This is a genomic window from Pseudarthrobacter sp. rb (assembly GCF_056389225.1).
The window spans coordinates 266,451-288,535 of the sequence record NZ_JBWJAR010000001.1; the positions used below are offsets into that span (position 1 = coordinate 266,451).

At 66.1% G+C, this 22,085-nt stretch carries 23 protein-coding genes; 9 read left to right on the forward strand and 14 right to left on the reverse strand.

Annotation, left to right across the window (positions count from 1 at the left end):
• Positions 1–100: 100 nt before the first annotated feature.
• Both greA and ACWRN3_RS01180 read right to left on the reverse strand, forming a co-directional pair.
• Complete coding sequence (gene greA, locus ACWRN3_RS01175; protein WP_159632538.1) at positions 101–595, reverse strand: transcription elongation factor GreA; 495 nt, start codon at positions 593–595, stop codon at positions 101–103.
• Between the two features lie 151 nt (positions 596–746).
• Entirely contained in the window at positions 747–1,205 is a 459-nt protein-coding gene (locus ACWRN3_RS01180; RefSeq protein ID WP_324644563.1) for a DUF4307 domain-containing protein, read from the reverse strand.
• A gap of 133 nt (positions 1,206–1,338) precedes the next feature.
• Here ACWRN3_RS01180 and mca point away from each other — a divergent pair, with 133 nt between their 5' ends.
• Positions 1,339–2,244, forward strand: coding sequence for a mycothiol conjugate amidase Mca (gene mca, locus ACWRN3_RS01185; protein WP_324644564.1), 906 nt, complete (start codon positions 1,339–1,341; stop codon positions 2,242–2,244).
• Between the two features lie 97 nt (positions 2,245–2,341).
• Complete coding sequence (locus ACWRN3_RS01190; RefSeq protein WP_324644565.1) at positions 2,342–2,683, forward strand: hypothetical protein; 342 nt, start codon at positions 2,342–2,344, stop codon at positions 2,681–2,683.
• A 25-nt stretch (positions 2,684–2,708) separates the two neighbouring features.
• On the opposite strand, the gene trhA is transcribed toward ACWRN3_RS01190, so the two are convergent.
• Positions 2,709–3,452 (reverse strand): PAQR family membrane homeostasis protein TrhA, encoded by a 744-nt coding sequence (trhA, locus tag ACWRN3_RS01195; protein ID WP_255174866.1) that lies wholly within the window; start codon positions 3,450–3,452, stop codon positions 2,709–2,711.
• A 147-nt stretch (positions 3,453–3,599) separates the two neighbouring features.
• Here trhA and ACWRN3_RS01200 point away from each other — a divergent pair, with 147 nt between their 5' ends.
• Positions 3,600–4,361 (forward strand): isoprenyl transferase, encoded by a 762-nt coding sequence (locus tag ACWRN3_RS01200; RefSeq protein ID WP_255175547.1) that lies wholly within the window; start codon positions 3,600–3,602, stop codon positions 4,359–4,361.
• A gap of 239 nt (positions 4,362–4,600) precedes the next feature.
• On the forward strand, positions 4,601–6,019 hold the full coding sequence (locus tag ACWRN3_RS01205; protein ID WP_476739655.1) for a PhoH family protein: 1,419 nt from the start codon (positions 4,601–4,603) through the stop codon (positions 6,017–6,019).
• A gap of 165 nt (positions 6,020–6,184) precedes the next feature.
• On the opposite strand, the gene ACWRN3_RS01210 is transcribed toward ACWRN3_RS01205, so the two are convergent.
• Together ACWRN3_RS01210 and ACWRN3_RS01215 are read right to left on the reverse strand one after the other, a co-directional pair.
• Positions 6,185–6,832, reverse strand: coding sequence for a GNAT family N-acetyltransferase (locus ACWRN3_RS01210; RefSeq protein WP_476739656.1), 648 nt, complete (start codon positions 6,830–6,832; stop codon positions 6,185–6,187).
• 42 nt (positions 6,833–6,874) lie between these two features.
• Positions 6,875–7,669 (reverse strand): hypothetical protein, encoded by a 795-nt coding sequence (locus tag ACWRN3_RS01215; protein ID WP_476739657.1) that lies wholly within the window; start codon positions 7,667–7,669, stop codon positions 6,875–6,877.
• 60 nt (positions 7,670–7,729) lie between these two features.
• On the opposite strand from ACWRN3_RS01215, the gene ACWRN3_RS01220 reads away from it, so the two are divergent.
• Positions 7,730–8,275, forward strand: coding sequence for a prepilin peptidase (locus ACWRN3_RS01220; protein WP_476739658.1), 546 nt, complete (start codon positions 7,730–7,732; stop codon positions 8,273–8,275).
• A 40-nt stretch (positions 8,276–8,315) separates the two neighbouring features.
• Entirely contained in the window at positions 8,316–8,786 is a 471-nt protein-coding gene (locus ACWRN3_RS01225; RefSeq protein WP_255174871.1) for an NUDIX hydrolase, read from the forward strand.
• Positions 8,787–8,804: 18 nt separating this feature from the next.
• On the opposite strand, the gene ACWRN3_RS01230 is transcribed toward ACWRN3_RS01225, so the two are convergent.
• The 5 genes from ACWRN3_RS01230 to ACWRN3_RS01250 form a co-directional block, all read right to left on the reverse strand.
• Positions 8,805–10,490 carry an MDR family MFS transporter gene (locus ACWRN3_RS01230; RefSeq protein WP_476739659.1) on the reverse strand — a complete coding sequence of 562 codons (1,686 nt, stop codon included), beginning with the start codon at positions 10,488–10,490 and terminating at the stop codon, positions 8,805–8,807.
• On the reverse strand, positions 10,487–11,158 hold the full coding sequence (locus ACWRN3_RS01235) for a TetR/AcrR family transcriptional regulator (protein WP_476739660.1): 672 nt from the start codon (positions 11,156–11,158) through the stop codon (positions 10,487–10,489). Before ACWRN3_RS01235 ends, ACWRN3_RS01230 begins: the two co-directional genes overlap by 4 nt.
• A 146-nt stretch (positions 11,159–11,304) precedes the next feature.
• Positions 11,305–12,732 (reverse strand): class II fumarate hydratase, encoded by a 1,428-nt coding sequence (locus ACWRN3_RS01240; RefSeq protein ID WP_364400991.1) that lies wholly within the window; start codon positions 12,730–12,732, stop codon positions 11,305–11,307.
• A gap of 87 nt (positions 12,733–12,819) precedes the next feature.
• Positions 12,820–13,434: a carbonic anhydrase gene (locus tag ACWRN3_RS01245; protein WP_255174874.1), complete on the reverse strand. Its 615-nt coding sequence runs from the start codon at positions 13,432–13,434 to the stop codon at positions 12,820–12,822.
• A gap of 9 nt (positions 13,435–13,443) precedes the next feature.
• Complete coding sequence (locus ACWRN3_RS01250; protein WP_476739809.1) at positions 13,444–14,124, reverse strand: DUF4245 domain-containing protein; 681 nt, start codon at positions 14,122–14,124, stop codon at positions 13,444–13,446.
• A gap of 224 nt (positions 14,125–14,348) precedes the next feature.
• Between ACWRN3_RS01250 and glpX the strand changes: the two genes are divergently transcribed.
• Positions 14,349–15,371: a class II fructose-bisphosphatase gene (glpX, locus tag ACWRN3_RS01255; protein WP_200830737.1), complete on the forward strand. Its 1,023-nt coding sequence runs from the start codon at positions 14,349–14,351 to the stop codon at positions 15,369–15,371.
• Between the two features lie 89 nt (positions 15,372–15,460).
• Complete coding sequence (locus tag ACWRN3_RS01260; RefSeq protein WP_476739661.1) at positions 15,461–16,519, forward strand: lipid II:glycine glycyltransferase FemX; 1,059 nt, start codon at positions 15,461–15,463, stop codon at positions 16,517–16,519.
• A gap of 93 nt (positions 16,520–16,612) precedes the next feature.
• Here the strand turns inward: ACWRN3_RS01260 and manA are convergent, their stop codons facing one another.
• From manA to ACWRN3_RS01280, 4 genes are read right to left on the reverse strand one after another with little or no spacing between them, the layout of a single operon-like run.
• The gene (gene manA, locus ACWRN3_RS01265; RefSeq protein ID WP_476739662.1) at positions 16,613–17,857 is read right to left on the reverse strand and encodes a mannose-6-phosphate isomerase, class I; all 1,245 of its coding nucleotides are present in this window, start codon (positions 17,855–17,857) and stop codon (positions 16,613–16,615) included.
• 42 nt (positions 17,858–17,899) lie between these two features.
• Positions 17,900–19,549: an LCP family protein gene (locus tag ACWRN3_RS01270; protein WP_476739663.1), complete on the reverse strand. Its 1,650-nt coding sequence runs from the start codon at positions 19,547–19,549 to the stop codon at positions 17,900–17,902.
• Between the two features lie 10 nt (positions 19,550–19,559).
• Positions 19,560–20,144 carry a 5-(carboxyamino)imidazole ribonucleotide mutase gene (purE, locus tag ACWRN3_RS01275; protein WP_324644572.1) on the reverse strand — a complete coding sequence of 195 codons (585 nt, stop codon included), beginning with the start codon at positions 20,142–20,144 and terminating at the stop codon, positions 19,560–19,562.
• Positions 20,141–21,337: a 5-(carboxyamino)imidazole ribonucleotide synthase gene (locus tag ACWRN3_RS01280; RefSeq protein ID WP_224025459.1), complete on the reverse strand. Its 1,197-nt coding sequence runs from the start codon at positions 21,335–21,337 to the stop codon at positions 20,141–20,143. The genes purE and ACWRN3_RS01280 overlap by 4 nt, the downstream gene beginning before the upstream one ends.
• A gap of 174 nt (positions 21,338–21,511) precedes the next feature.
• Here ACWRN3_RS01280 and ACWRN3_RS01285 point away from each other — a divergent pair, with 174 nt between their 5' ends.
• Positions 21,512–22,072 (forward strand): GtrA family protein, encoded by a 561-nt coding sequence (locus tag ACWRN3_RS01285; RefSeq protein ID WP_159632519.1) that lies wholly within the window; start codon positions 21,512–21,514, stop codon positions 22,070–22,072.
• Positions 22,073–22,085 lie beyond the last annotated feature (13 nt).

A 22,085-nucleotide genomic window follows, 5' to 3' on the forward strand; every position in this document is an offset into this window, starting at 1 on the left:
GGGGCCCGGGGGGTCCTTCGGGTGCAGACATAAACGCGGCGGCCGGCCCTGTGGGGCCGGCCGCCGCTTTTGCTGGACCGGCTTGCTGCTTGTCCTGGCGTTACCCGGCGTAGGGCTTGGCGGAGAGGATCTCCACCTTGATGTCCTTGCCGTTCGGTGCAACGTAGCTGAGGGTCTCGCCCTCCTTGTGCCCCAGGATGGCCGCACCAAGGGGGGACTTCTCGCTGAAGACATCCAGGTCCGAGTCGCCGGCGATTTCGCGAGACCCCAGCAGGAAGGTCTCCTCATCCCCGGCGATCCTGGCAACCACGAGCATGCCGGGCTCAACGATGCCGTCATCGGCAGGCGCTTCACCCACATGGGCGTCCCGGAGCAGGACCGTCAGCTGGCGGATGCGGGCTTCAATCTTGCCCTGTTCCTCCTTGGCCGCGTGGTAGCCCCCGTTTTCCTTGAGGTCCCCCTCTTGCCGCGCTGCTTCAATCTTCTGGACGATCTCCGCCCGGCCTGCGCCGGAAAGGTGGTCCAGCTCTGCCTTCAGGCGGTCAAAAGCTTCCTGGGTAAGCCAGGCTGCAGATGCGCTGTTGGTGGTAGACACGGACTTCTCCTCTAGTGGTCCTACATGCAAAAGACCCCGCCACGGTGGCCACTTGTGGAACAGTAACCAGCTCAGCGGGGTAAAGGTATCTCTCCATTGTAGTCAATCCCTTGGAGATAACCCAACAAGCAAGCGTCGCGCATCACATCCCTTACGACTCCCCGCCGGGAATCCAGCAGCTGTCCACCACGCCGGACACGGACGCCGACTCCGTGCGCAACGTGACGCGCTGGGCGACTGTCCGGCCGCCGTCGGGCGTTGAGTCCGCCGCGGACGGCGGGATGTCCACCACTTTCCAACCCACCACGGCAAACTTGGCGTCCAACGCCTTCACGGCGCATTTGACGGGCTTGGCCGGTTCCCGGGTCACCTGGAAGTCGACTTCGGCGAGGGTGGCATCGGCGGTGCTGTAACCCACGTCCTTGAACGACACCCCGGAGAGCGAATTGGACGTGGTCACCCAGGCCAGGAACCCGATCCCCACGGCCAGCGCGACGCCGATGGCCAGCCGGGCTGCCTTGGGGGAAAGCCGGCGCTTTTTAGCACCATACCGATTGGCTAGGCTAGTGTCTGCGGGCACGGATTGGGCCGGCTGGTCCGGGGAAGTCACCAGACCAGTTTAGTGCCCATTCCGCCGGCGCTTTCGCGGTGGCACCAACTGCCGGCAAGGCGCGGCGCCCGCCCGCATCACCCGTAAGCTGCCCCAGAGCCGCTAAAGACAAAATTAAGGAGCCGTCCCCTCCATGACAGCGCCCAGCAAATCCCAGGTGCCGCTCCGGCTGCTCGCGGTCCACGCCCACCCGGATGACGAATCCAGCAAGGGTGCTGCGACCATGGCCATGTATGCATCCAACGGCGTGGATGTCCTGGTGGCAACCTGCACGGACGGCTCCCGCGGCGACATCCAGAACCCGGCAGTTGAAGGTGAGCCGCATCCCAAGCGGGACATGGCCGGCGCGCGCAGGCTGGAGATGCAGCGGGCCGCCGCCATCCTGGGCATCCGCCAGCGGTGGCTGGGCTTTGTAGACTCCGGCCTCCCGGAGGGCGACCCGCTCCCGCCCCTTCCGGCCGGCTCCTTCGCCACCCTGCCCCTGCAACAGGCGGCCGCGCCCCTGGTGCGGCTGGTCCGGTCCTTCAAGCCGCACGTCATCCTCAGTTATGACGAGAATGGCGGCTACCCCCACCCGGACCACATCATGGCCCACAGGGTAGCCGTGGAAGCGTTTGAGGCAGCGGGGGATCCGGAACGCTACCCGGACGCGGGGGAGGCGTGGGAGCCCAGCAAGCTCTACTACGACCGGGCCTTCAGCCCGGAGAGGTTCCGGGCACTGCACTTTGCGCTCGAAGAGGCAGGTCTGCAGTCCCCGTATGCCGAGCGCCTGGCCGCGTGGCTGGAGTCCGATGCGGAGGGGCACACGCCACCTCCTGCCGCGCACCCCACCACCACCCAGGTGGACTGCGGCGACTTCTTCGAAATGCGCGACGACGCACTGCGCGCCCACCGCACGCAGGTGGACCCGCTGGGTTTCTTCTTCGCGGTTTCGCCGGACATGCAGCGCCGGGTCTGGCCTTGGGAAGACTACTCCCTGATCCACTCCCGGGTGCCGTCCGAACTCCCCGAGAAGGACCTGTTCGCCGGGCTAAGATAGACAGGCAGGCCATTTCTATCTTGTGTAGAAGACGGGTGCGGCGACGGGCCGTTCCGTCCGCATCCTGCTGCATCCGTTCCACCAGAAGGTATTAACCGTGCATTCTCTGCTCCTCAGCCTCGCCACCACGCCGAGCCCGCTGCCCACTCCGACGCTCCGGGACGGAATATCCGAGGACCAGGTAACGCCGGGCCTTCTGGGGTTCATCATGACGGCCTTCTTTGTTGTGGCCACCGCCCTGCTCATTGTGGACATGGTGCGGCGGATCCGCAGGGTACGCTACCGCGCCCAGGTGGAGGAAGAGCGCCTGGCCGCCGCTGCCGCGGCAGACGTTGACGCCGCAGACGCCCATGATGGGCTCGACGACGGCACCCGCCAGGCAGCGCCGGACGCCAACGGAAACGGCCCGGCAGACGGGCTCCCGCGGCCCCGCGAGTAAGAGGGTCCCCGCCGCCTGGGCGGCTTTAGGCGAGGACCGCCAGCGCGATCGCCACGAAGTGGGCTGCGAAGGCAAACACGGTGAACGCGTGGAACAGTTCGTGGAAGCCGAAGTGGTAGTAGCTGAAGTTGGGCTTCTTGAGGGCGTAAAAGACAGCGCCCGTGATGTAGAGGACGCCGCCCACGCAGATCAGCACTGCTGCCGGAATGCTGGCCTGGAAGAACTGCGGCAGGTAGAACAGCGCGCCGCAGCCCAGCGCGATGTAGATCGGAACGTAGAGCCAGCGCGGCGCATCAGTCCAGAGCAGCCGGAACAGCACTCCGAGGATGGCTCCGGCCCAGATCACCCACAGGAGCACCACAGCCTGCTGGCGTTCCAGCAGGGTCCATGCCAGTGGCGTGTACGTGCCGGCGATCACCAGCATGATGTTGGTATGGTCCAGCCGCTTCAGGATGAGCTTGACCCGCGGGGACCAATTGCCGCGATGGTAGACGGCGCTGACACCGAACAGCAGAACGCCGGTGGCAGCGTAGATGGCAGAGGTGACCCGGCGGTCAACCGTGGGGGCGAGGACAACCAGGATGACCCCTGCGGCAAGTGCCAGCGGGGCCGTGACGGTGTGGATCCAGCCGCGCCATTTGGGCTTGACCATCAGTAGTTCCGCCAGGCGGACCGCGGCATCATCCACCGCGCTGGGCTCCGGATCCTGGCTGGAGTTCCAGTCCTCGGGCCGGGGCGCCGGGGAGGCCTGCGGGGAGTCGCTGTTCATGGCACCAGAATAACTTACGGACCGGTAAGTTACTGATCGGTAACATACTTTCAGGCCTGTCATGAGGTCCTCCCCGTCCCGGGGTGTCCCGGGCGGTAGCCTAGGATGTGGATGTAGGTACGGCAGGAAAGTCAGGTGAGTGGACGCGTGGAGTTGCCCGGGTTCCTCTATGGCTATTACGAGCGCCGGCTGCTCAAGGACCTCCCGCGCGACCGCATTCCCCGGCACATTGGTGTGATGGTGGACGGAAACCGGCGCTGGGCCAAGCAATTCAATGCCCCCACCGCCCAGGGCCACCAGGCGGGTGCGGACAAGATCCACGAATTCCTGGGCTGGTGCCAGGAGCTCGGCGTCAAGGTGGTGACGCTGTACATGCTCTCCACGGACAACATGAACCGCTCCAGCGAGGAACTGGACCTCCTGATGGGGATCATCGCCAACACCCTGGACCGGCTGGACGAAGACGCGAACATCTCCGTGCATGCCATGGGTGCCCCGGAACTGCTTCCGGACTACCTGGCCGAGCGGCTGAACAAACTCACGGCCAGGACTCCTGTCCGGGAAAAGATCCACGTCAACGTGGCAGTGGGGTACGGGGGCCGCAGGGAGATCGTCGACGCCGTCCGTGAACTCCTGCATGACGCCGTCGCCAAGGGCACGGACATTTCCAGGCTCGCCGATGACCTGTGCGTCGATGACATTTCCCGGTACCTGTACACCCGGGGCCAGCCGGATCCGGACCTGGTGATCAGGACGTCGGGGGAGCAGCGCCTCTCCGGCTTCCTGATGTGGCAAAGCGCCTACAGCGAGTTCTACTTTTGCGAGGCCCTGTGGCCCGCCTTCCGCAAGGTTGACTTCCTCCGCGCCCTGCGGGACTACGCCGGGCGGCAGCGGCGCTTTGGCACCTGAACCCCGCGGTTCATCACGGGTTCATACATCCGCCGGAGAAATCGCCGCCAAATAGTTGCGGAAATGACCCGGAGTGGATTTACGTTATATCCATCAGCAGGCAAAACCGCCGGCTGATCGGGGAGGCCAGTACATGGAGCGAAACATCGCACCGGGTGTATGGGAGGCCGGATCCGGCCTCGTGGCCGAGCCGCCTCACCAATAACAATTCCGGGCTGGCGCCCGGGGCTGGAGTCGATGTGGCTACTTCTGAACAACTGCCCGAGGTCCTGGTTGGACAGGGCGGAAAAGCTACCTCTCGCGCCGAGCGAGCCACCTCTGTGACCGGCGCAGCAACTGATGCTGCGGCCGGTCTTGCCGTCTCCGGAAGGGAAGCCGACATCCACACCTTCGTCATCGACACCTCCGTCCTGCTCTCCGACCCGCGGGCACTCCTGCGCTTCGCCGAACATGAGGTGGTGGTCCCCGTCGTGGTCATCACCGAACTCGAAGCCAAACGGCACGATCCGGAACTGGGCTATTTCGCCCGGAATGGCCTGCGGCTCCTGGACGACCTCCGGGTCAAGCACGGCGGCCTGAACCAGCCCCTGCCCATCGGGAATGAGGGCGGCACCCTCATGGTGGAACTGAACCACATCTCCACAGAGGTGCTCCCGCTGGGCTTCCGCAGCGGGGACAATGACAGCCGCATCCTCGCCGTCGCCAAGAACCTGGCCAACGAGGGGCGCAACGTCACGGTTGTCTCCAAGGACCTGCCCATGCGCGTCAAAGCATCCGCCATGGGGCTTACTGCCGACGAGTACCGGAACGAGCTGGTCAAGGACTCCGGCTGGACCGGCGTTGCCGAAGTCGAGGCGGACGAACAGGACATCGCCACCCTCTACGGCCACGAACCCGTCTTCATCCCCGCCGCCGCGGAACTGCCCGTCAACACCGGGCTGGTGCTGCTCTCCAACCGCGGCTCCGCACTGGGCCGGGTGGGCGCCGACAAGCAGGTCCGCCTGGTCAAGGGCGACCGTGACGTGTTCGGCCTCCACGGCCGTTCGGCCGAACAGCGGCTGGCCATCGACATGCTGATGGATCCCGGCGTGGGCATCGTATCCATCGGTGGCCGCGCCGGCACCGGCAAGTCGGCACTGGCCCTCTGCGCGGGCCTCGAGGCTGTGCTGGAACGCCGCGAACACCGCAAAGTGATCGTCTTCCGGCCCCTTTTCGCGGTGGGCGGCCAGGAACTCGGTTACCTGCCGGGTTCCGAGTCCGAGAAAATGAACCCCTGGGCACAGGCAGTCTTTGACACCCTGGGCGCCCTGGTCAGCCAGGAAGTGGTGGAAGAGGTCATGGACCGGGGCATGCTCGAGGTCATGCCTCTCACCCACATCCGCGGACGTTCCCTCCACGATGCCTTCGTGATCGTCGACGAGGCCCAGTCTCTCGAAAAGAACGTCCTCCTCACCGTCATGAGCCGCATGGGCCAGAACTCCAAGATCGTGCTCACCCACGACGTCGCCCAGCGTGACAACCTGCGCGTGGGACGCCACGACGGAATCGCCGCCGTCGTCGAAACCCTGAAAGGACATCCCCTCTTCGGCCACATCACCCTGACCCGCTCGGAACGTTCACCGATCGCGGCCCTGGTGACGGAACTCCTGGAGGGCTGACCTCACCTGAGCAAGGGGCCGTGGCCGGGTTCGCCGGGCCACGGCCCTTGTGCGTGACCGGGGTTGCGTCCGCGGGACTGCTGCCCTTCGTGCGTGTCCTTGGCCGGGTTCACCAGGCCACGGCGAAGGGCTCGAGGCGGACGAACCCGGCCACTGCCCGGCAACTCAACGCACGCTGAGGAACTTCGCCGCTGCTTCGTGGCCCTCGACCTGCAGCTCCCAGTCCGGGCGGTTGAAGGTTTCCGGGGTGAGGCGGACGTGCTGGAGAGTTTCGACTTTTGTGCCCCAGGCTTTGCGGGTGGTGCCGTTGAGTTCGTAGCCGAGGGAACGGGAGACGCCCAGGGAGGCGCTGTTCCAGGCGGCGGCCTCCGACTCGGCGACTTCCGCGCCGAGCCACTCAAAGGCCCACAGGACGACGGCGGCACGCATCTCCCTGCCCAGTCCCCGGCCCTGGACGGACTTCTTGAGCCAGGAGCCGGTGGTGACAGTCTTCAGCACCGTGAAGTCCTTGGCACCAACGTCCTGGCACCCGATGAACTGCCCTTCATGCCAGATCCCCAGGAGCAGCGTCCAGTGCTCCGGCGTGAACTCCCCGCGGCAGCGCCAGTACCAGCGGGCCATATTGGAGCCCAGTTCGTCACCGGGCAGCTCGGTCCACGGCGTGCTGAACGGGTTCGTGGCGGGGTCGTGGATTCCGCTGCGGGCGGCGTCGACAGCCGCCGGGATGTCCTGGTCGGTGATGGGCCGGAGCTCCAGCCGGGGCGTGGTCAGCCTGAGGTCGAACAGGGGCCAGATGGAGCTCATCGTCGTCATCCGCGAAGCCTAGCCGACCTGGGCCGGGAGGACCTGTCACGATCAGGCCGGAATGTCCCAGCTGATGTGCCGGCGGACGTCGGTGAGGTTCATGGACTGGGCCAGGAACAGGTCATCCAGCATGTACTCGTCCACGGCGATGATCCGGATCCAGTGGCCATAGCCTTCCGTCTCCGGTTCCAGCGACTGGCTGGACACACAGACGCCGGTCCCCACGTCCACGCGCAGCAGGGACCGGCCGGGCAGGCACAGGGGCGCGGCAGGATCAATGGGGCGGTAGGCGGCGTTGGGCACCACCACCGCTTCAATGACGGACCGGCCTTCGTGCCCGGAATACCGCAACTCCCTGATGTCCAGCGCGTTGCTGCCGGGAAACTCGATGGGCACGGGTGCATTTCCCGCGAGCTCCACAGGGTCCAGCGCAGCCGAGAAGCGGCCGTTGCCGAATCCGGGCTCGCCGTAAGCGGCCTCGGGGCGCCGGCGTACCAGTCCGGCGTCGTCATAGACGGGGGTGACCAGGTGCGGGGGGAGGAGCCAGGACTTGCGCGTGGCGCTCACATAGAAGACGTCCCGGGAGTCGTTGATCCCCGTAGTGCTGTGCAGGACCAGACGATCCGGGCTTTCGAGCCGGAGCGCGCCCGGACGGCGCAGCCAGGCGCGGACGAAGGTGGCACCGGGTGCGGGGGCTGAGGCAAAGGCCTGGTCCCAGTACTCAAACCGCAGCGACTGCCACTTCCAGGGGGAGGAGCGGCAGAGGTTCCGGAACACGGCGGCCAGGTCCGCCGGGGCGGCAGGTGATTCCGGAACCGGGCTGCGCCGGGAGTCCCAGGTCGACATATCCACATTTTACGCGGGGCCGCTACGGCGGGAATGGGTGGATCCAGTAGCATCCGAGGGGTGATCGGACGACTCGGTGAACTCTGGCAGCACACCCCGCTTGCCTTCTGGCTGGTGCTGGCGGCCTGCCTCTACTTTGCGGTGATGGCGGTGCGGCTGACCATCATCGATGTCCGGCACCACCTCCTGCCCAACCGGATCGTCTTTCCGTCCTATGCGGTGGCCGGCGTGCTCCTGCTGGCGGCAGCCGCCGTTGCCTGGACCAGCCCATTCCAGGCGGCCGGTGACACCACAGGGATCCTTTCGGCCCCTGCCCTCCGCGTGGTGGCCGGGGCCGGAATCCTGTGGCTGTTCTACTTTGTCCTCCGGTTCGTCTATCCGCCCGGCATGGGGTTCGGTGACGTTAAGCTCGCGGGAGTGCTGGGCATGTACCTTGGCTATCTCAGCTGGGGACACCTCTTCGCGGGGACCTTCCTGGCCTTCCTGCTGGGCGGCCTGTGGTCCGTAGCCCTTCTTGCCGCCCGGCGGGGGACCTTGAAGTCGTCCATCCCGTTCGGGCCGTTCATGCTCGCCGGGGCCGCAGCCGCCATGCTGCTTCCCGCCTGAGCGGCGGGGCCTCTGCTTGGTGATTGGATAGGCTGGCGCTATGCCTGCACCCGAATACGTCCTGAAGCTGCGCAAGAAAATCGGCAACGATCCCATTTGGGTGCCCGGTGTGCGGGGCGTGGTGGTGGATGACGCCGGCCGGATCCTGCTGGCCCAGCGGGCAGACAACGGCCAGTGGGCTCTCGTCAGCGGCATGCTGGACCCCGGGGAGCAGCCGGCCCGCGGCCTGATCCGCGAGATTTTCGAGGAAACGGCTGTGGTGGCCGAGGCCGAGCGCGTGGTGTCAGTGGGCGCTGTGGGTCCGGTCACCTACCCCAACGGTGATGTCTGCGAGTTTTTGGACGTGGTGTTCCTGTGCCGCTACGTCTCCGGCGAGGCCAGGGTCAATGACGACGAATCCCTGGCCGTGGGCTGGTTCGGCCTGGACGAACTTCCCGACCTCATGCCCGGGCACCTCACCAGCATCCGCCAGGCGCTCGCACCCTCCGCAGCCGTCCACTTCGAGCCGTAGAGGCTGCCGCGACGCCGGTCAGCGGCCCTGGGAAACCAGCTCGCCGTCGTCGTCCTTCACCGTGCCCCCGCCACGTCCGGCTTCCACGTCGCCGGCAGTAGTGCCGTGAAGGTCGGCGGCGAGCCGCTCCGCTTCCTCCCCGCCCACGGCTTCGCCGCGTGCAACCATACCGGCGGTGTCGGACAACGGGATCTGCTTCAGCGTGATGGCCAGCAGCAGGGCCACGGCGATGAAGGGGAGCAGGTACCAGAACACGGGCGCCAGGGAATCGGCGTAGGCGTTCACGATGGCGTCGCGCAGCTGTTCCGGGAGTTGGCCCAGCGCCTGCGGGTCCAGGGTCCGGGTGGACTGCCCGGCCTGCTCAGCGGACGCCCCTGCCCCCGTGAAGGCGTTGGTCAGCGCCTCGGAAAGCCGGGTGGTGAAGATGGAGCCGAACACTGCCACGCCCATGGCGGCGCCTACCTCGCGGAAGTAGTTGTTGGTGCTGGTGGCGGTGCCGATCTGGTCAGCCGGCACCGAGTTCTGGACCACCAGGACCACCACCTGCATGATCAGGCCAAGGCCCGCACCGAAGACGAACAGCTGGAGGCAGATGACCCAGATGGGGGTGCTGGCAGTAAGGGTGGTCATCCACAGCATCGCGGCCATGGTCAGCGCGGCGCCCAGGATCGGGAACATCTTGTACTTGCCGGTCCTTGAGATCCGGATGCCCGAGTAGATGGAGGTGCCCATGAGCCCGGCCATCATCGGAAGCATGAGGAGCCCGGATTCTGCGGCGGAGGTGCCAGAGGACATCTGCAGGAACGTGGGAACGAACGCGATGGCGGAGAACATGCCCAGCCCCAGGGTGAAGCCGATGGCCGTGGCATTGATGAAGATCCGGTTCCGGAACAGGCTCAGCGGGATGATGGGGTCCTCGGCGCGCCGCTCAACCAAGACGAAGGCGGTAGCAGACACCAGCAGGCCCGCCCCAAATGCCCAGGTGAGGGGCGAATCCCAGCCCTCGTCCTTCTTGCCGCCAAAGTCGGTGAAGAAGATCAGGCACGTGGTGGCGGCGGACAGCAGCACCACGCCCGGGATGTCGATCCGCTTTTCGGCCTTCTTGGTAGGCAGCGTCAAGGCGAACCAGGCGATGGCGAACGCTGCGAGGCCCACCGGGATGTTGATGTAGAAGGCCCATTCCCAGGTGAGGTGGTCCACGAAGAAGCCGCCGAGCAATGGTCCGGCCACGGCTGAAAGGCCGAAGATGGCACCCAGGGGTCCCATGTACTTCCCGCGCTCCTTGGCGGGAACGATGTCGGCGATGATCGCCTGGGAGAGGATCATGAGGCCGCCGCCGCCCAGGCCCTGGATGGCGCGGAAGGTGACGAAGCCCCAGAAATCGGTGGCCATTGCGCAGCCCACCGACGCGAGCGTGAAGAGCGCGATGGCCACCAGGAAGAGGTTGCGGCGGCCAAGGATGTCACCGAACTTACCGTAGATCGGCATGACGATGGTGGTGGCCAGCAGGTAGGCGGTAGTAATCCAGGCCTGGTGCTCCACGCCGCCAAGCTTGCCCACAATGGTGGGCATGGCCGTGGAGACGATGGTCTGGTCCAGGCTTGAGAGCAGCATTCCGGCGATCAGCGCGGAGAAGATGATCCAGATGCGTTTTTGCGTCAGCAGAAGGGGCCCTGCCGGCGCCTTGGTGGGGGCGGTACTCATGATTGTCCTTCTGCTGCGGGGGTGTCAGGGGTGTTGAACGGTTGTGAAAACAGGACGCTGGCGGCGGAAATGTTCTCCAGCAGGAGGTCCGGGTAGCTGCGGGTGTTGCCGTCGGAGAAGTAGGCCATGCTGCTCTTGCGGGCGATGGTGCTGAGCAGCACGACGGCCATCTGCACCACCGGGTGGTCGGCGGCCACTCCTTCACGCCGGGCGACGTCCCGGGCGAACTGGGCCTCTCGCTGCTCCGTGACACCGATGATCCTCAGGATGAGCTGCGGTTCCTTGCGGACCACCCCGATGAGCTGCCGGGTGTCTTCTTCCGAGGCTGACATGCCTTCGGCTAATCGCAGGGAGAGTGCCACCAGGTCCCGGAAGAGCGTTGGGGAGATCTGTCCTGCCGGTGATCCGGCTCCGCCGGCAATGAAGTCCTCGATGATGTCGGACGGAATGTCGTCGTCCGCGTGGCCGATGATGGCGTCTTCCTTGGTGGGGAAGTAGTTGAAGAAGGTCCGGCGGGAGATGCCCGCGGCCTCGCACACTTCCTCCACGGTATAGCCGGTGAGCCCGTGCTCGGCGGTCATGCTCCGCGCGGCAGCAGTGATGGCGCGCCGGGTTGCAGCCCGCTTGCGTTCACGCAGACCTGGATCGGAAGTTGCACTGTTTGTCACAAAGTAAAGTTTTGCACTCTTTTGAATTGAGTGCAAATTGTGGGCCGGCCTGCAGGTTAAAGTTCGACGGCGGCCGGTCACCTTTCATTCAAAAGGTGACCGGCCGCCGTCGGACGCTTTGGCCTTGTTGGGCCCTGTCTGGCTTGTTAGGCCTTGTGGGCCGGAGCCGTCATGGTGGTGACGTCCAGGGCCTTGTCGAGATCAGCCTCGGAGACCTTGCCGTCACCCTCGCCGACGAAGCCGAGCTTCTCGGTGGCCTGGCGGATGGTCAGGCCCTCCTTGACGGCGGTCTTGGCGATCTTAGCCGCGTTCTCGTACCCGATGTACTTGTTCAGCGGAGTGACGATGGACGGGGAAGCCTCCGCCAGGAAGCGGGCGCGCTCCACGTTGGCGGTGATGCCGTCGATCATCTTGTCCGCCATGACGCGGCTGGTGTTGGCCAGCAGGCGGATGGACTCCAGCAGGTTGGCGGCCATGACCGGGATACCGACGTTCAGTTCGAAGGCGCCGTTGGTGCCGGACCAGGCGATGGCGGTGTCGTTGCCGATGACCTGTGCGGCCACCATGATGGAGGCCTCGCAGATAACCGGGTTGACCTTGCCGGGCATGATGGAGGAGCCGGGCTGCAGGTCCGGAATGGCGATCTCGCCCAGGCCCGTGTTGGGGCCGGAGCCCATCCAGCGGAGGTCGTTGTTGATCTTCATGAACGAGATGGCGATGTTGCGCAGCTGGCTGGACGCTTCGATCAGGCCGTCGCGGTTCGCCTGGGCCTCGAAGTGGTCGCGGGCCTCGGTCAGCGGCAGGCCGGTATCGGTGGCCAGCAGCTCGATGACGCGCTCGGGGAACCCTGCTGGGGTGTTGATGCCGGTGCCCACGGCGGTGCCGCCGAGGGGAACCTCAGCCACGCGGGGGAGTGAGGCATTGATGCGCTCGATGCCGTAGCGGACCTGTGCGGCGTAGCCGCCGAACTCCTGGCCCAGGGTGACCGGGGTGGCGTCCATGAGGTGGGTGCGGCCGGACTTTACGACGTCCTTGAACTCAATGGCCTTGCGCTCCAGCGACTCTGCCAGGTAGCCCAGGGCGGGGATGAGGTCGTTGATCAGGGCGGACGTGGCAGCGACGTGCACGGACGTGGGGAACACGTCGTTGGAGGACTGGGAGGCGTTGACGTGGTCGTTGGGGTGGACCACCTTGTCGCTGCCTGCGGCCTTCAGCGCACGCGTGGCCAGCTCTGCGAGGACCTCGTTGGTGTTCATGTTCGAGGACGTGCCGGAGCCGGTCTGGAAAACGTCGATCGGGAAGTCGCCGTCGTACTTGCCGGCAGCCACCTCATCGGCAGCGTCTGCAATCGCCTTGGCCAGCTCGCCGTCGAGCACGCCCAGTTCTGCGTTGGCCTGGGCGGCAGCCTTCTTGACCCGGGCAAGCGCTTCGATGTGGGTGCGCTCCAGGGTCTTGCCGGAGATGGGGAAATTCTCTACTGCCCGCTGCGTCTGCGCGCGGTACAGTGCGTTCACGGGGACGCGGACTTCGCCCATCGTGTCATGTTCAATGCGGAACTCTTCAGTGGAAGTCATGGGGCTAGCTTATGGCTCCCGGCCGCCCCATCGAAAACCGATAAGGGAGCATTGCCGGCGGCCCGGCGGGCCGCCGGCGTGGGGTTCCTAGAGCTCGCCGATTCCGGAAACAAGGTCGGCGCGGCCCTCTGCCAGGCGGTAGGAGAGGCCGATGACCGCAGTGCGGCCGTTTTCAATTGCGTCCGAAATCACACGCGAACTGTCCGCAAGCCGATGGGACATCTGCTTGACGTTCTCCACCACCATGTCATTGACCTCGGGCTGGTTGTTCCGCAGGGACGTCAGGACGGAAGGCGTAATGCGTTCCACGAGGTCGCGGATGAAGCCTGCGGGCATTTCACCCGTCTCCACAGCGTCCCTGGTGGCGGTCACTGCGCCGCAGCTGTCATGCCCGAGCACAACGATCAGCGGCACCCCCAGCACCGCAACGCTGTATTCGAGCGAGCCCAGGACGGCGTCGTCAATCACTTGTCCGGCGGTGCGGACCACGAAGACGTCGCCGAGGCCGACGTCGAAGATAATTTCGGCAGCGAGCCGGGAGTCGGAGCAGCCAAAAATCACGGCGAACGGATTTTGCGTATCCACCAGCGATGAGCGCCGCGAAGCGTTCTGGTTGGGATGGGAGGACTCGCCGTTTACGAAACGTTCGTTGCCTTCGCGCAGGCGGCGCCAGGCCAGTGCAGGGGTCAGGTTAGTCGTCACGGCCCCACTTTACGGGGTGGGACCGGCCGACGGTGAAACCGTGACGGCCGGGTTGCTCTCCAGGGAGTTCACGACGGCGGCCGCGAGGGTTGCGAACTCGTCCAGTTGCGCTGCACCGGAGAGGACAACGGTGCTGCCGCGGTAGTTCAGGACCATCGACTTTTCGCCCTTGCCGGTGTCACGCAGTTCCCATTCCCGGCCACCGGCATTCCGCGAGCCGGTAACGGGGGCGTTTTTGGTCTGCTGGAGCAGCCAGGTGGGGTTGGCCTGGGTGGTCTGCACCAAGGCGATGAAGGACGTCTTGGGGGTCACGTAGCCAACCTCCCAGGTAGGCACGCCGCTGCCCGTCCCTGCTTCCCACCGGGCGTAATTTGCCCGGAAGGCGTTGCCGGTGTCCGGCGCAACGGGTGTGAATCCCGCCACATCTGCCGCGTTCCGGGCCACCGACGCCACGTCGATGTCCGGGCGGTACGCCTCGCTTTTGGGCTGCGGATTCATGAGGACAACGGGCAGGAACGCCGCGATGCTGAGCACCAGGGCAATGATCATGCCGATCACCGAAGCATTGGCGCGCTTGGCCGCGGCCGCCGGAATGACGGGCTTCACCGGGGTATCGGCGCTGCTGTCCGCGGCGCCGGGACGGCCATCGGGCTGTGCCGGGCCGGAGCTGGGACTGGTGGCTTCCTGCATGTCATTCACCCCTCTATAGTCGCCCATCCCGGAGCCGGAGTTCCATTCGGGCCGGTTCGCGGGCCCCGGCCGGCGGCAAGGCACATTTCGGGGTTGCGTCACGGGCCACCCCCAGCGCTGCGCCGCGACTATGATCGGTAACAGAGGAATCACCGTTCTGCTGCACCGGCGGGCGGGTTCAATGATCGCCACTCGAAGAAGAGGTTCACGTGTCACCAGCGTCCATGACCCAGAAGTACTCCACGATTTCGCCGTCCCTTGCGGTGGGCCACGACGAGCCGGACCGCAACCTTGCCCTTGAACTTGTCCGCGTCACCGAAGCCGCGGCCATCGCCGGCGGCCACTGGGTTGGCTTCGGTGACAAGAACACCGCCGACGGCGCCGCCGTCGACGCCATGCGTTCCTTCCTGCAGACCGTCCACTTCAACGGCGTTGTGGTCATCGGCGAGGGCGAGAAGGACGAAGCGCCCATGCTGTTCAACGGTGAGCGCGTTGGCGACGGCACCGGCCCCGAGGTGGACGTCGCCGTCGACCCGATCGACGGAACCCGCCTGACCGCCCTTGGCATCAACAACGCACTGGCCGTCCTGGCTGTTGCCGAGCGTGGCTCCATGTTCGATCCCTCTGCCGTGTTCTACATGGAAAAGCTCGTCACCGGCCCCGAAGCCGCAGACATGGTGGACCTGCGCCTGCCGGTCAAGCAGAACCTGCACCTGATCGCCAAGGCCAAGGGCGTGAAGGTCAACCAGCTCAACGTCATGATCCTCGACCGCGACCGCCACCGCCCGCTGGTGGAGGAGATCCGCGAAGCTGGTGCCCGCACCAAATTCATCATGGACGGCGACGTCGCCGGCGCCATTGCCGCGGCCCGCTCCGGCACCGGCGTGGACGCGCTCATGGGCATCGGCGGCACCCCCGAGGGCATCGTGGCGGCCTGTGCCATCAAGTCCCTTGGCGGCGTCATCCAGGGCCGCCTGTGGCCCACCAGCGACGAAGAGAAGCAGAAGGCCATCGACGCCGGGCACGATCTCGAACGGGTGCTCTCCACCAACGACCTCGTCTCCAGCGATAACTGCTACTTCGCCGCCACCGGCATCACGGACGGCGACCTGCTCAAGGGCGTGCGCTACTCCAAGGACAAGGTCCTCACCCAGTCCATCGTGATGCGTTCCAAGTCCGGAACCATCCGTTTCGTGGAGGGCGAGCACCAGGCCAGCAAGTGGGAAGGCTACGCCCGCAAGAACTGACCGCCAGGTCCTCCTGACTGCAAAGCCCCCGGTGCGCCACACGCGCGCCGGGGGTTTTGGCGTTAAGGCCTTGGTATAGGGTTTAAGCCATGATTCCTGCTGTTGTTCCCTGTACTGACCGCGCCCTCTGGGACGAGCACGTTGACCGGTTCCAGGGGCATCCGCAACAGCTGTGGGGCTGGGGCGAGACCAAGGCGGCGCACGGCTGGTCCGTTGACCGGGTCCTGGTCAAGGCCGGGGACGAAACCATCGGCTGCGCCCAGCTCCTGGTCCGCCGGCTTCCCGTCCCCTTCCGTGCCCTGGTCTACATTCCCCGGGGACCCATGTCCTCAGTGGAGAACGCGCAGTTGGTCCTGAACCGGCTGGCCGAGCACGCCGCCCTCCGCCACCGGGGCGTGGCCCTCAGCATCGAACCGGACTGGGACCGGGATTCCGCATTTGCCGGTGCCGTGGCCGCCGCGGGCTTCCGCGAATCCACCAACAACACCGTGCTCATCCCGCGAACGCTCATCCTGGACCTCAGCCGCTCCGACGACGAGCTGATGGCCGAGATGTCCAAGTCCACGCGGGCAAACATCCGCAAGGCCATGCGCAGCGACGTTGAATTCCGGAAGGTCAAAAACGATTCCGAGCTGGACCAGGTGCTGGCCATCTACCACCAGACCGCGGAGCGGGCAGGATTCGGCATCCACGAGGACCAGTACTACCGGGACATCTTCCGGAACCTCGGCGACTCCTCGCCGATCATCGCCGCGTTCGATGGCGAGCAGATGCTTGCCTTCACCTGGCTTTCGCGCAGCGGCGCTACCGCCTTCGAGCTCTACGGCGGTGTCTCCGCCGAGGGCCAGAAGCAGCGGGTGAACTACGGCGTGAAGTGGGCGGCGCTGCAGGCCATGCGGGAAGACGGCTGCAGCCGCTACGACTTCAACGGCCTCCTGAACGACGGCATTTCCGATTTCAAGAAGCAGTTCGCCAGGCACGAGAACATGCTCATGGGAACGTGGGAACGGCCGTTGTCGCCGTTCTACCCCGCCTACTCCAAGGCCATGCCGCTCGCCCGCAAGGGCCTCCAGCAGGCGCGCCGGCTGCTGAAAGGCGCAGCCGGGCAGGTCCGCCCATTGGTCCGGAAGCTGCGTCCGGGCAACTAGCCGCGGCAACCAACCCGGTCAACGCCAAAGGGCGGCGACGGCACCAGCCCGGGTGCCGTCGCCGCCCTTTTGCTGTTGCGGCTGCCGGAAGTGCTAGAGGCCGGTGGTCACGGCGAAGGCCAGTGCCGGCCCGGTGCTGCCGGCCACCCGGTGGACGTTGACCGGGGCCTCGGCCGCGGCGATGAACGCGCTGCCGCCCTGTGCGAGTTCCAGGTCGCCCTTGGGGGAGTCGAGGTAGACGGCGCCGGCCACCACTATGACCACTGCCGCGCCTGCCTGCGCCAGCGGGACCGGAGCAGCGTCCGGCCCCAGTTCGATGCGCTGCAGCTGGAACTCCCCGAAGGGGGGACGGAACAGTTCCTGGTCCATCACCGTCTTTTCGGCGCCGAGCATCGGAACAGCCACAGGGTGGAAATCGATGGTGTTCAGGAGTTCCGGGACGTCCACGAATTTGGGCGTCAGGCCGCCGCGCAGGACGTTGTCCGAGGACGCCATGACCTCCACGCCCAGCCCGTGGAGGTAGGCGTGTACGTTTCCAGCGGGAAGGTAGACCGCCTCACCGGGCTTCAGGGAGATCCGGTTCAGCAGCAGTGAGATCAGCACGCCGGGATCGCCGGGATACTTTTCGTTGAGGCTGATGACAGTGCCCAGCTCGGCCTGGTAGGGCTCAAGCGGTGCCCCGGACAGGAGGGCTGCCACCACCAGGGCGGTGTCCTCTGCCACGCCCTGGCCGCCGGCGATCAGCCGTTCAAAGGCCTGGCGCAGTCCTGCGCTTTCATCCGGGCCGGCAAGATCGTCGATCAGGGCCTGGACCAGCTCCGGGGACTGGCTGCCCGCGGGGAAGGCATCCGCAACGTGCTGCAGGATCTTCCGGGTCTCGGCCACCGGCCGGAATCCGCACAATGCCTCGAACGGCGTGAGCGCGAAGATCATCTCGGGCTTGTGGTTGTCATCCTTGTAGTTCCGGTTCGGGGCATGGGCATCCAGTCCGGCTGCCTTTTCCCGTGCGAATCCTTCCCGGGCCTGGTCCAGGCTCGGGTGGACCTGGAGGGAGAGCGGCTGCGCGGCCGCAAGGATCTTGGCCAGGAACGGCAGCCGGGGGCCGAAGGCCGCCACGGATTCCGCGCCCAGGAAATGTTCCGGGTCGGAGGAGATCAGGGAGTCCAGCGGGCTCCGCGTCCCGTCCTCCGGCAGGTGCGCCACCGACGGCGAGTCAGGGTGCGCTCCGATCCACAGTTCGGCCTCCGGGCGCCCCGACTCGGGACGCCCCAGCAGCGAGGCGATCGCCGTCGTCGAACCCCAGGCGTAGTCCCGCAGGACGTTGTCAATCTCGTACAAAACCGTTCCGTTCCTTGATGGTTGGGAGCTGATGGGTGGGCCCTAGAGCGGGGCGCACTGACCGTTGGTGGCCACGAGTTGGCGGATCGCCTCTTCGTTGCCCTCCAGCTTGAGCTGGGTCAGCATCTCTTCGGTGATCGGCTCGCCGTCGGGTGTGGTGGTCACCGGCGTGAAGTCCGACGGCGAGGGCTGCCGGACAGCGCTGCCCGCGGCGGGCAGGGTGGCGGGGACAGCCCCGGCCGCCTGGACGTGTCCGGCGCCTGCCTGCGGAACTGCCGTGCCGTCGTCGGGAATTCCTGCCGACTGTGCACCCTTGGCGGATGCCGATGCCAGCAGCTGGTCCACCCGTTCGTGGATCTGGTCGAAATCGGGGTTCGTGGAGAACGATGCATCGAAGTCCGGCGGCCCGATGGTCAGCCGTTTGACGTCCTTGCCCCGCGCCTTGATGGCGAGGTCCAGGAAGCTGCCCAACTGGGCGGAAGAGATGTTTGACTCCACCACCTTTGTTCCCGCGCCGGCGATGTCCTCGAACTTGGACAGCAGGGTGGCGGGGTCAAGCTGTTTCAGCATTGCCTGCTGCACGCACTGCTGGCGCTGGATGCGGGAGTAGTCATCCACGTACTCGCGCGACCGCCCGTACCAGAGGGCCTGCGCGCCGTTGAGCGTCTGGTCCCCGGCCGGAATCCACCCGAGGGGCATCCCGTGGGTCTTGGTGGCCTCGTCGAAATAGCCGCTCATGGGAACCCAGCCGCCGGCCTTGATCCGGATGCCGCCCATGGCTTCGATCAGGGTGGAGAACCCCTCCATGTCAACGAGTACGTAAGCCTGGATCTTCATGCCCAGCGTTCCGGAAACGGCTTCCATGGTTGCCTGCGCCCCGGGGTCCGCCACGCCGGGATAGAGGTCCGCGTGCTCGTTGGTAACCTCGGTGTTGATGGCGTTGATCAGGCACTCGTCGCCGCAGTCGTAGCCGTCGGGGTAGAGGGCCCGCATGGGGGAGCCTTCGCTGAACTGCGCGTTCTGGAAGTTCCTGGGCACGGAAATTATGGCGGTCTGGCCCGTTTGGGCGTCCACGCTCAGGATGGACAGGCTGTCAGGCCGGCGGCCCGTGCGGTCATCGCCGGCGTCGCCGCCCATCATGAGGAAGTTGTACCGACCGTCCACCGGCTCGATGGCGGGACCGGACGAGAAGATGTTGCCGATGGCGTTGCGGCCTACGTTCAGCAGGTAGGCGGCATACCCCATGGAGCCGCTGCCCAGAACCAGCGCCACCACCAGGGCAATGCCGACGGCGGGGCGGGCCCGCGGTGCCAGCAGGACAGGGCGGATGAGGCGCAGGGTATTCAGGAACAGCAAAGCCCAGCCGAGGGCCAGTGCCGACATCACCACCACCAGCAGCAGCGAGGTGACCGGGTTGGTGGCGATGCTGATGACCAGGCTCCGGTTGACCAGCAAGAGCACCACTGCCAGCAGCAGGAGTGCCCACACGCAGAGCGTTACCCGCAGGGCTGTCCGTCCCAGCTTCCTGTCGCCTGCCACGAGCTGGGCGCTGCCCGGTACCAGGAGGGTCAGCAGGACCAGGACGAAGGCACGCTTGGTCCGGACCGCGGGAGAAGCGCTGACCGGATAGCGGACCGGGTCCGTCAGTGATGGACCGGAGCCGGTATTGAGAACGCTGCTGCTGCTGGCCATGCCCGGCGCCCTAACGGCTGCCCCGAAGAGCGCTGGAGCCGCCGGGGAAGACTTCGCTGACTTTTTGCCGCAGGTTCGCGCCCTTGCGGGCGGCGACGGCGTTCAGGTCCGCAGCGAAGTCGAGGAGATCGGAGCGCAGGGACGCGGCAAGTTCATCGGTGCCGGACGCCAGCATCCGCACGGCCAGGAGCCCTGCGTTGCGGGCACCGGCGATGGAAACCGTGGCCACGGGCACGCCTGCCGGCATCTGGACGATGGAGAGCAGGGAGTCCATCCCGTCAAGGGTTTTCAGGGGAACAGGAACCCCGATCACCGGCAGGGGCGTGACGCTGGCAAGCATGCCTGGCAGGTGGGCCGCGCCGCCGGCGCCGGCAATGATGACGCGCAGCCCGCGCTCGTGCGCGGTTTGGCCGTACCGGATCATCTCGGTGGGCATCCGGTGGGCGGAGACGACGTCGGCTTCAAAGGGGATGCCGAATTCGGCCAGGGCGTCCGCCGCAGCCTCCATGACCGGCCAGTCAGAATCGGAGCCCATGACCAGGCCCACCAGGGGGCCCGCGGCGGAACCGGCGGCGGGGGTGGCTTCGGCGCTCATGCGTTCTCCTCGAAAATTGCGGAAGGTTCTTCGGTGGTAACCCGCCCGTCACGGATGATGCCCGCCACGGCCGTGGCCCGGCGGCGGACGGAGTCCACCTCCGTCGTCGAACTGCCCATCAGGTTGACGTGGCCGATCTTGCGCCCGGGCCGCACCGACTTGCCGTAGCAGTGCACCTTGGCAGCAGGTTCGGTGGCCAGCGCCATGGGGTAGGCGGAGTACAGATCCTGGTTGTCTCCGCCCAGGAAGTTCTTCATAACGGTCACGGGTGCCAGCGCGTCGGTGGCACCCAACGGCAGGTTCAGGACTGCGCGGAGGTGCTGTTCGAACTGGCTGGTGATGGAACCGTCCTGGGTCCAGTGGCCGGTGTTGTGCGGCCGCATGGCCAGTTCATTGATCAGGAAGCCAGCCCCTGTGCCCGGGGTTTCGAACAGTTCCACGGCAAGGACGCCGGTGACGTCAAGCTCGGCGGCGATGCGCAATGCTGCGTCCTCAGCTGCGGCAGCAACCTCCAGCGGGATGTCCAGCGCGGGTGCGATCACCTCGTCGCAGACGCCGTCCACCTGGATGGTGTGGACCACGGGCCAGGCGCGGGCCTCGCCGTCGGGGGTGCGGGCCACGAGCGCGGAGAGTTCGCGGGTGAACTCGACCTTCGCCTCGGCCAGCAGGGGACTCATGGCGGCAAACCAGTCAGCGGCTTCCGCGGCCTCTTCGGCTGAGGCGACGATCCGCACACCCTTGCCGTCGTAGCCGCCCCGGGGGGTTTTCAGTACTACGGGCCAGCCTGTTTCGTCCCCGAAGCGGACCAGCGCGTCAACGTCCGCCACGGACGCCCACGCGGGATTGGGCAGTTCCAGCCGGTCGATGGCGGCACGCATGACCAGCTTGTCCTGGGCATGGACCAGGGCATCCGGTCCGGGCTGGACGTTAACTCCGGCATCCTGCAGGGCGCGGAGGTGGTCCGTCGGTACGTGCTCGTGGTCGAACGTCATCACATCCAGGCCTTCTGCGAAGTCCAGGAGTGTCTGCAGGTCCTTGTAATCGCCCACCGGTGTGGCAGGGACGGCCGACACTGCCGAAACGTCCTCACCTTCAGCGAGGACACGCAGTTCAAAGCCGAGTGCTGTAGCGGCAGGGGCCATCATTCGCGCGAGCTGGCCGCCGCCAACCACGCCTATCACTGGAAAAGTCACATCTGCCAGCCTACCGAAGACGGGCCCGATCCCGCTTTTACGGCCCGGCGGGGGAACGGTATTTTCCATGGGCGGGACATAGGTCACCTGCTTCTGCCGGGCGGCTCAAAGCTTTGGGGGCTAAAATGGACCTTTGGCCGAGTGGCCCACAGTTCGTCGCGGCCATGGAGGGTCATGTTTAGTGCACTTGCAGATCGTATCCGGGGGCTCGCCTCACTCTTCTGGCGTGAGGTGGCCAAGTTCGGTGCGGTGGGCGGTGTGGCGTTCGTCATTGACAACGGCCTGACCTATTACCTGATGCACGGCCCCATGTCGGACAGCGAGGCGAAGGCACGATTTGTGGGCGCGACCGTTGCCACGGTCTTCTCGTGGGTGGCAAACCGCTTCTGGACCTTCCGGCACCGCCGCCAGGCCAACGTGCTCCGCGAGTTCATCATGTTCGTCATCATCAACGGCATTGGCATCGGCATCTCCACCGGGTTTACGGCGCTGGCCAAGTACTGGATGGGAATCGACGACAAGAACCTGCTGTTCCTCGCGGGCGTGGCTGGCATCCTGGTCGCCACGGTTGTCCGCTTCTTCGCGTACCGGTTCCTGGTCTTCAACCAGGAACTGGACCAGGAGCCGGAATTCTCCCACGACCACGAAATCATCGAAGCCCACCCGCACCGCGAGCCCGCACGCGCGGCGGAGCGTCCGGCGCCTACTTCCGCCGACGGCGGCCCGCAGGCCTAGCGCTCACCAGCTG

Coding starts and splice junctions, on each gene's coding strand:
- ACWRN3_RS01230 (WP_476739659.1), bottom strand. CDS start 10,490: ATGAGTACCGCCCCCACCAAGGCGCCGGCAGGGCCCCTTCTGCTGACG.
- ACWRN3_RS01240 (WP_364400991.1), bottom strand. CDS start 12,732: ATGACTTCCACTGAAGAGTTCCGCATTGAACATGACACGATGGGCGAA.
- ACWRN3_RS01285 (WP_159632519.1), top strand. CDS start 21,512: ATGTTTAGTGCACTTGCAGATCGTATCCGGGGGCTCGCCTCACTCTTC.
- trhA (WP_255174866.1), bottom strand. CDS start 3,452: ATGAACAGCGACTCCCCGCAGGCCTCCCCGGCGCCCCGGCCCGAGGAC.
- ACWRN3_RS01225 (WP_255174871.1), top strand. CDS start 8,316: ATGCCTGCACCCGAATACGTCCTGAAGCTGCGCAAGAAAATCGGCAAC.
- glpX (WP_200830737.1), top strand. CDS start 14,349: ATGACCCAGAAGTACTCCACGATTTCGCCGTCCCTTGCGGTGGGCCAC.
- ACWRN3_RS01250 (WP_476739809.1), bottom strand. CDS start 14,124: ATGCAGGAAGCCACCAGTCCCAGCTCCGGCCCGGCACAGCCCGATGGC.
- mca (WP_324644564.1), top strand. CDS start 1,339: ATGACAGCGCCCAGCAAATCCCAGGTGCCGCTCCGGCTGCTCGCGGTC.
- ACWRN3_RS01270 (WP_476739663.1), bottom strand. CDS start 19,549: ATGGCCAGCAGCAGCAGCGTTCTCAATACCGGCTCCGGTCCATCACTG.
- ACWRN3_RS01215 (WP_476739657.1), bottom strand. CDS start 7,669: ATGTCGACCTGGGACTCCCGGCGCAGCCCGGTTCCGGAATCACCTGCC.
- ACWRN3_RS01210 (WP_476739656.1), bottom strand. CDS start 6,832: ATGACGACGATGAGCTCCATCTGGCCCCTGTTCGACCTCAGGCTGACC.
- ACWRN3_RS01260 (WP_476739661.1), top strand. CDS start 15,461: ATGATTCCTGCTGTTGTTCCCTGTACTGACCGCGCCCTCTGGGACGAG.
- purE (WP_324644572.1), bottom strand. CDS start 20,144: ATGAGCGCCGAAGCCACCCCCGCCGCCGGTTCCGCCGCGGGCCCCCTG.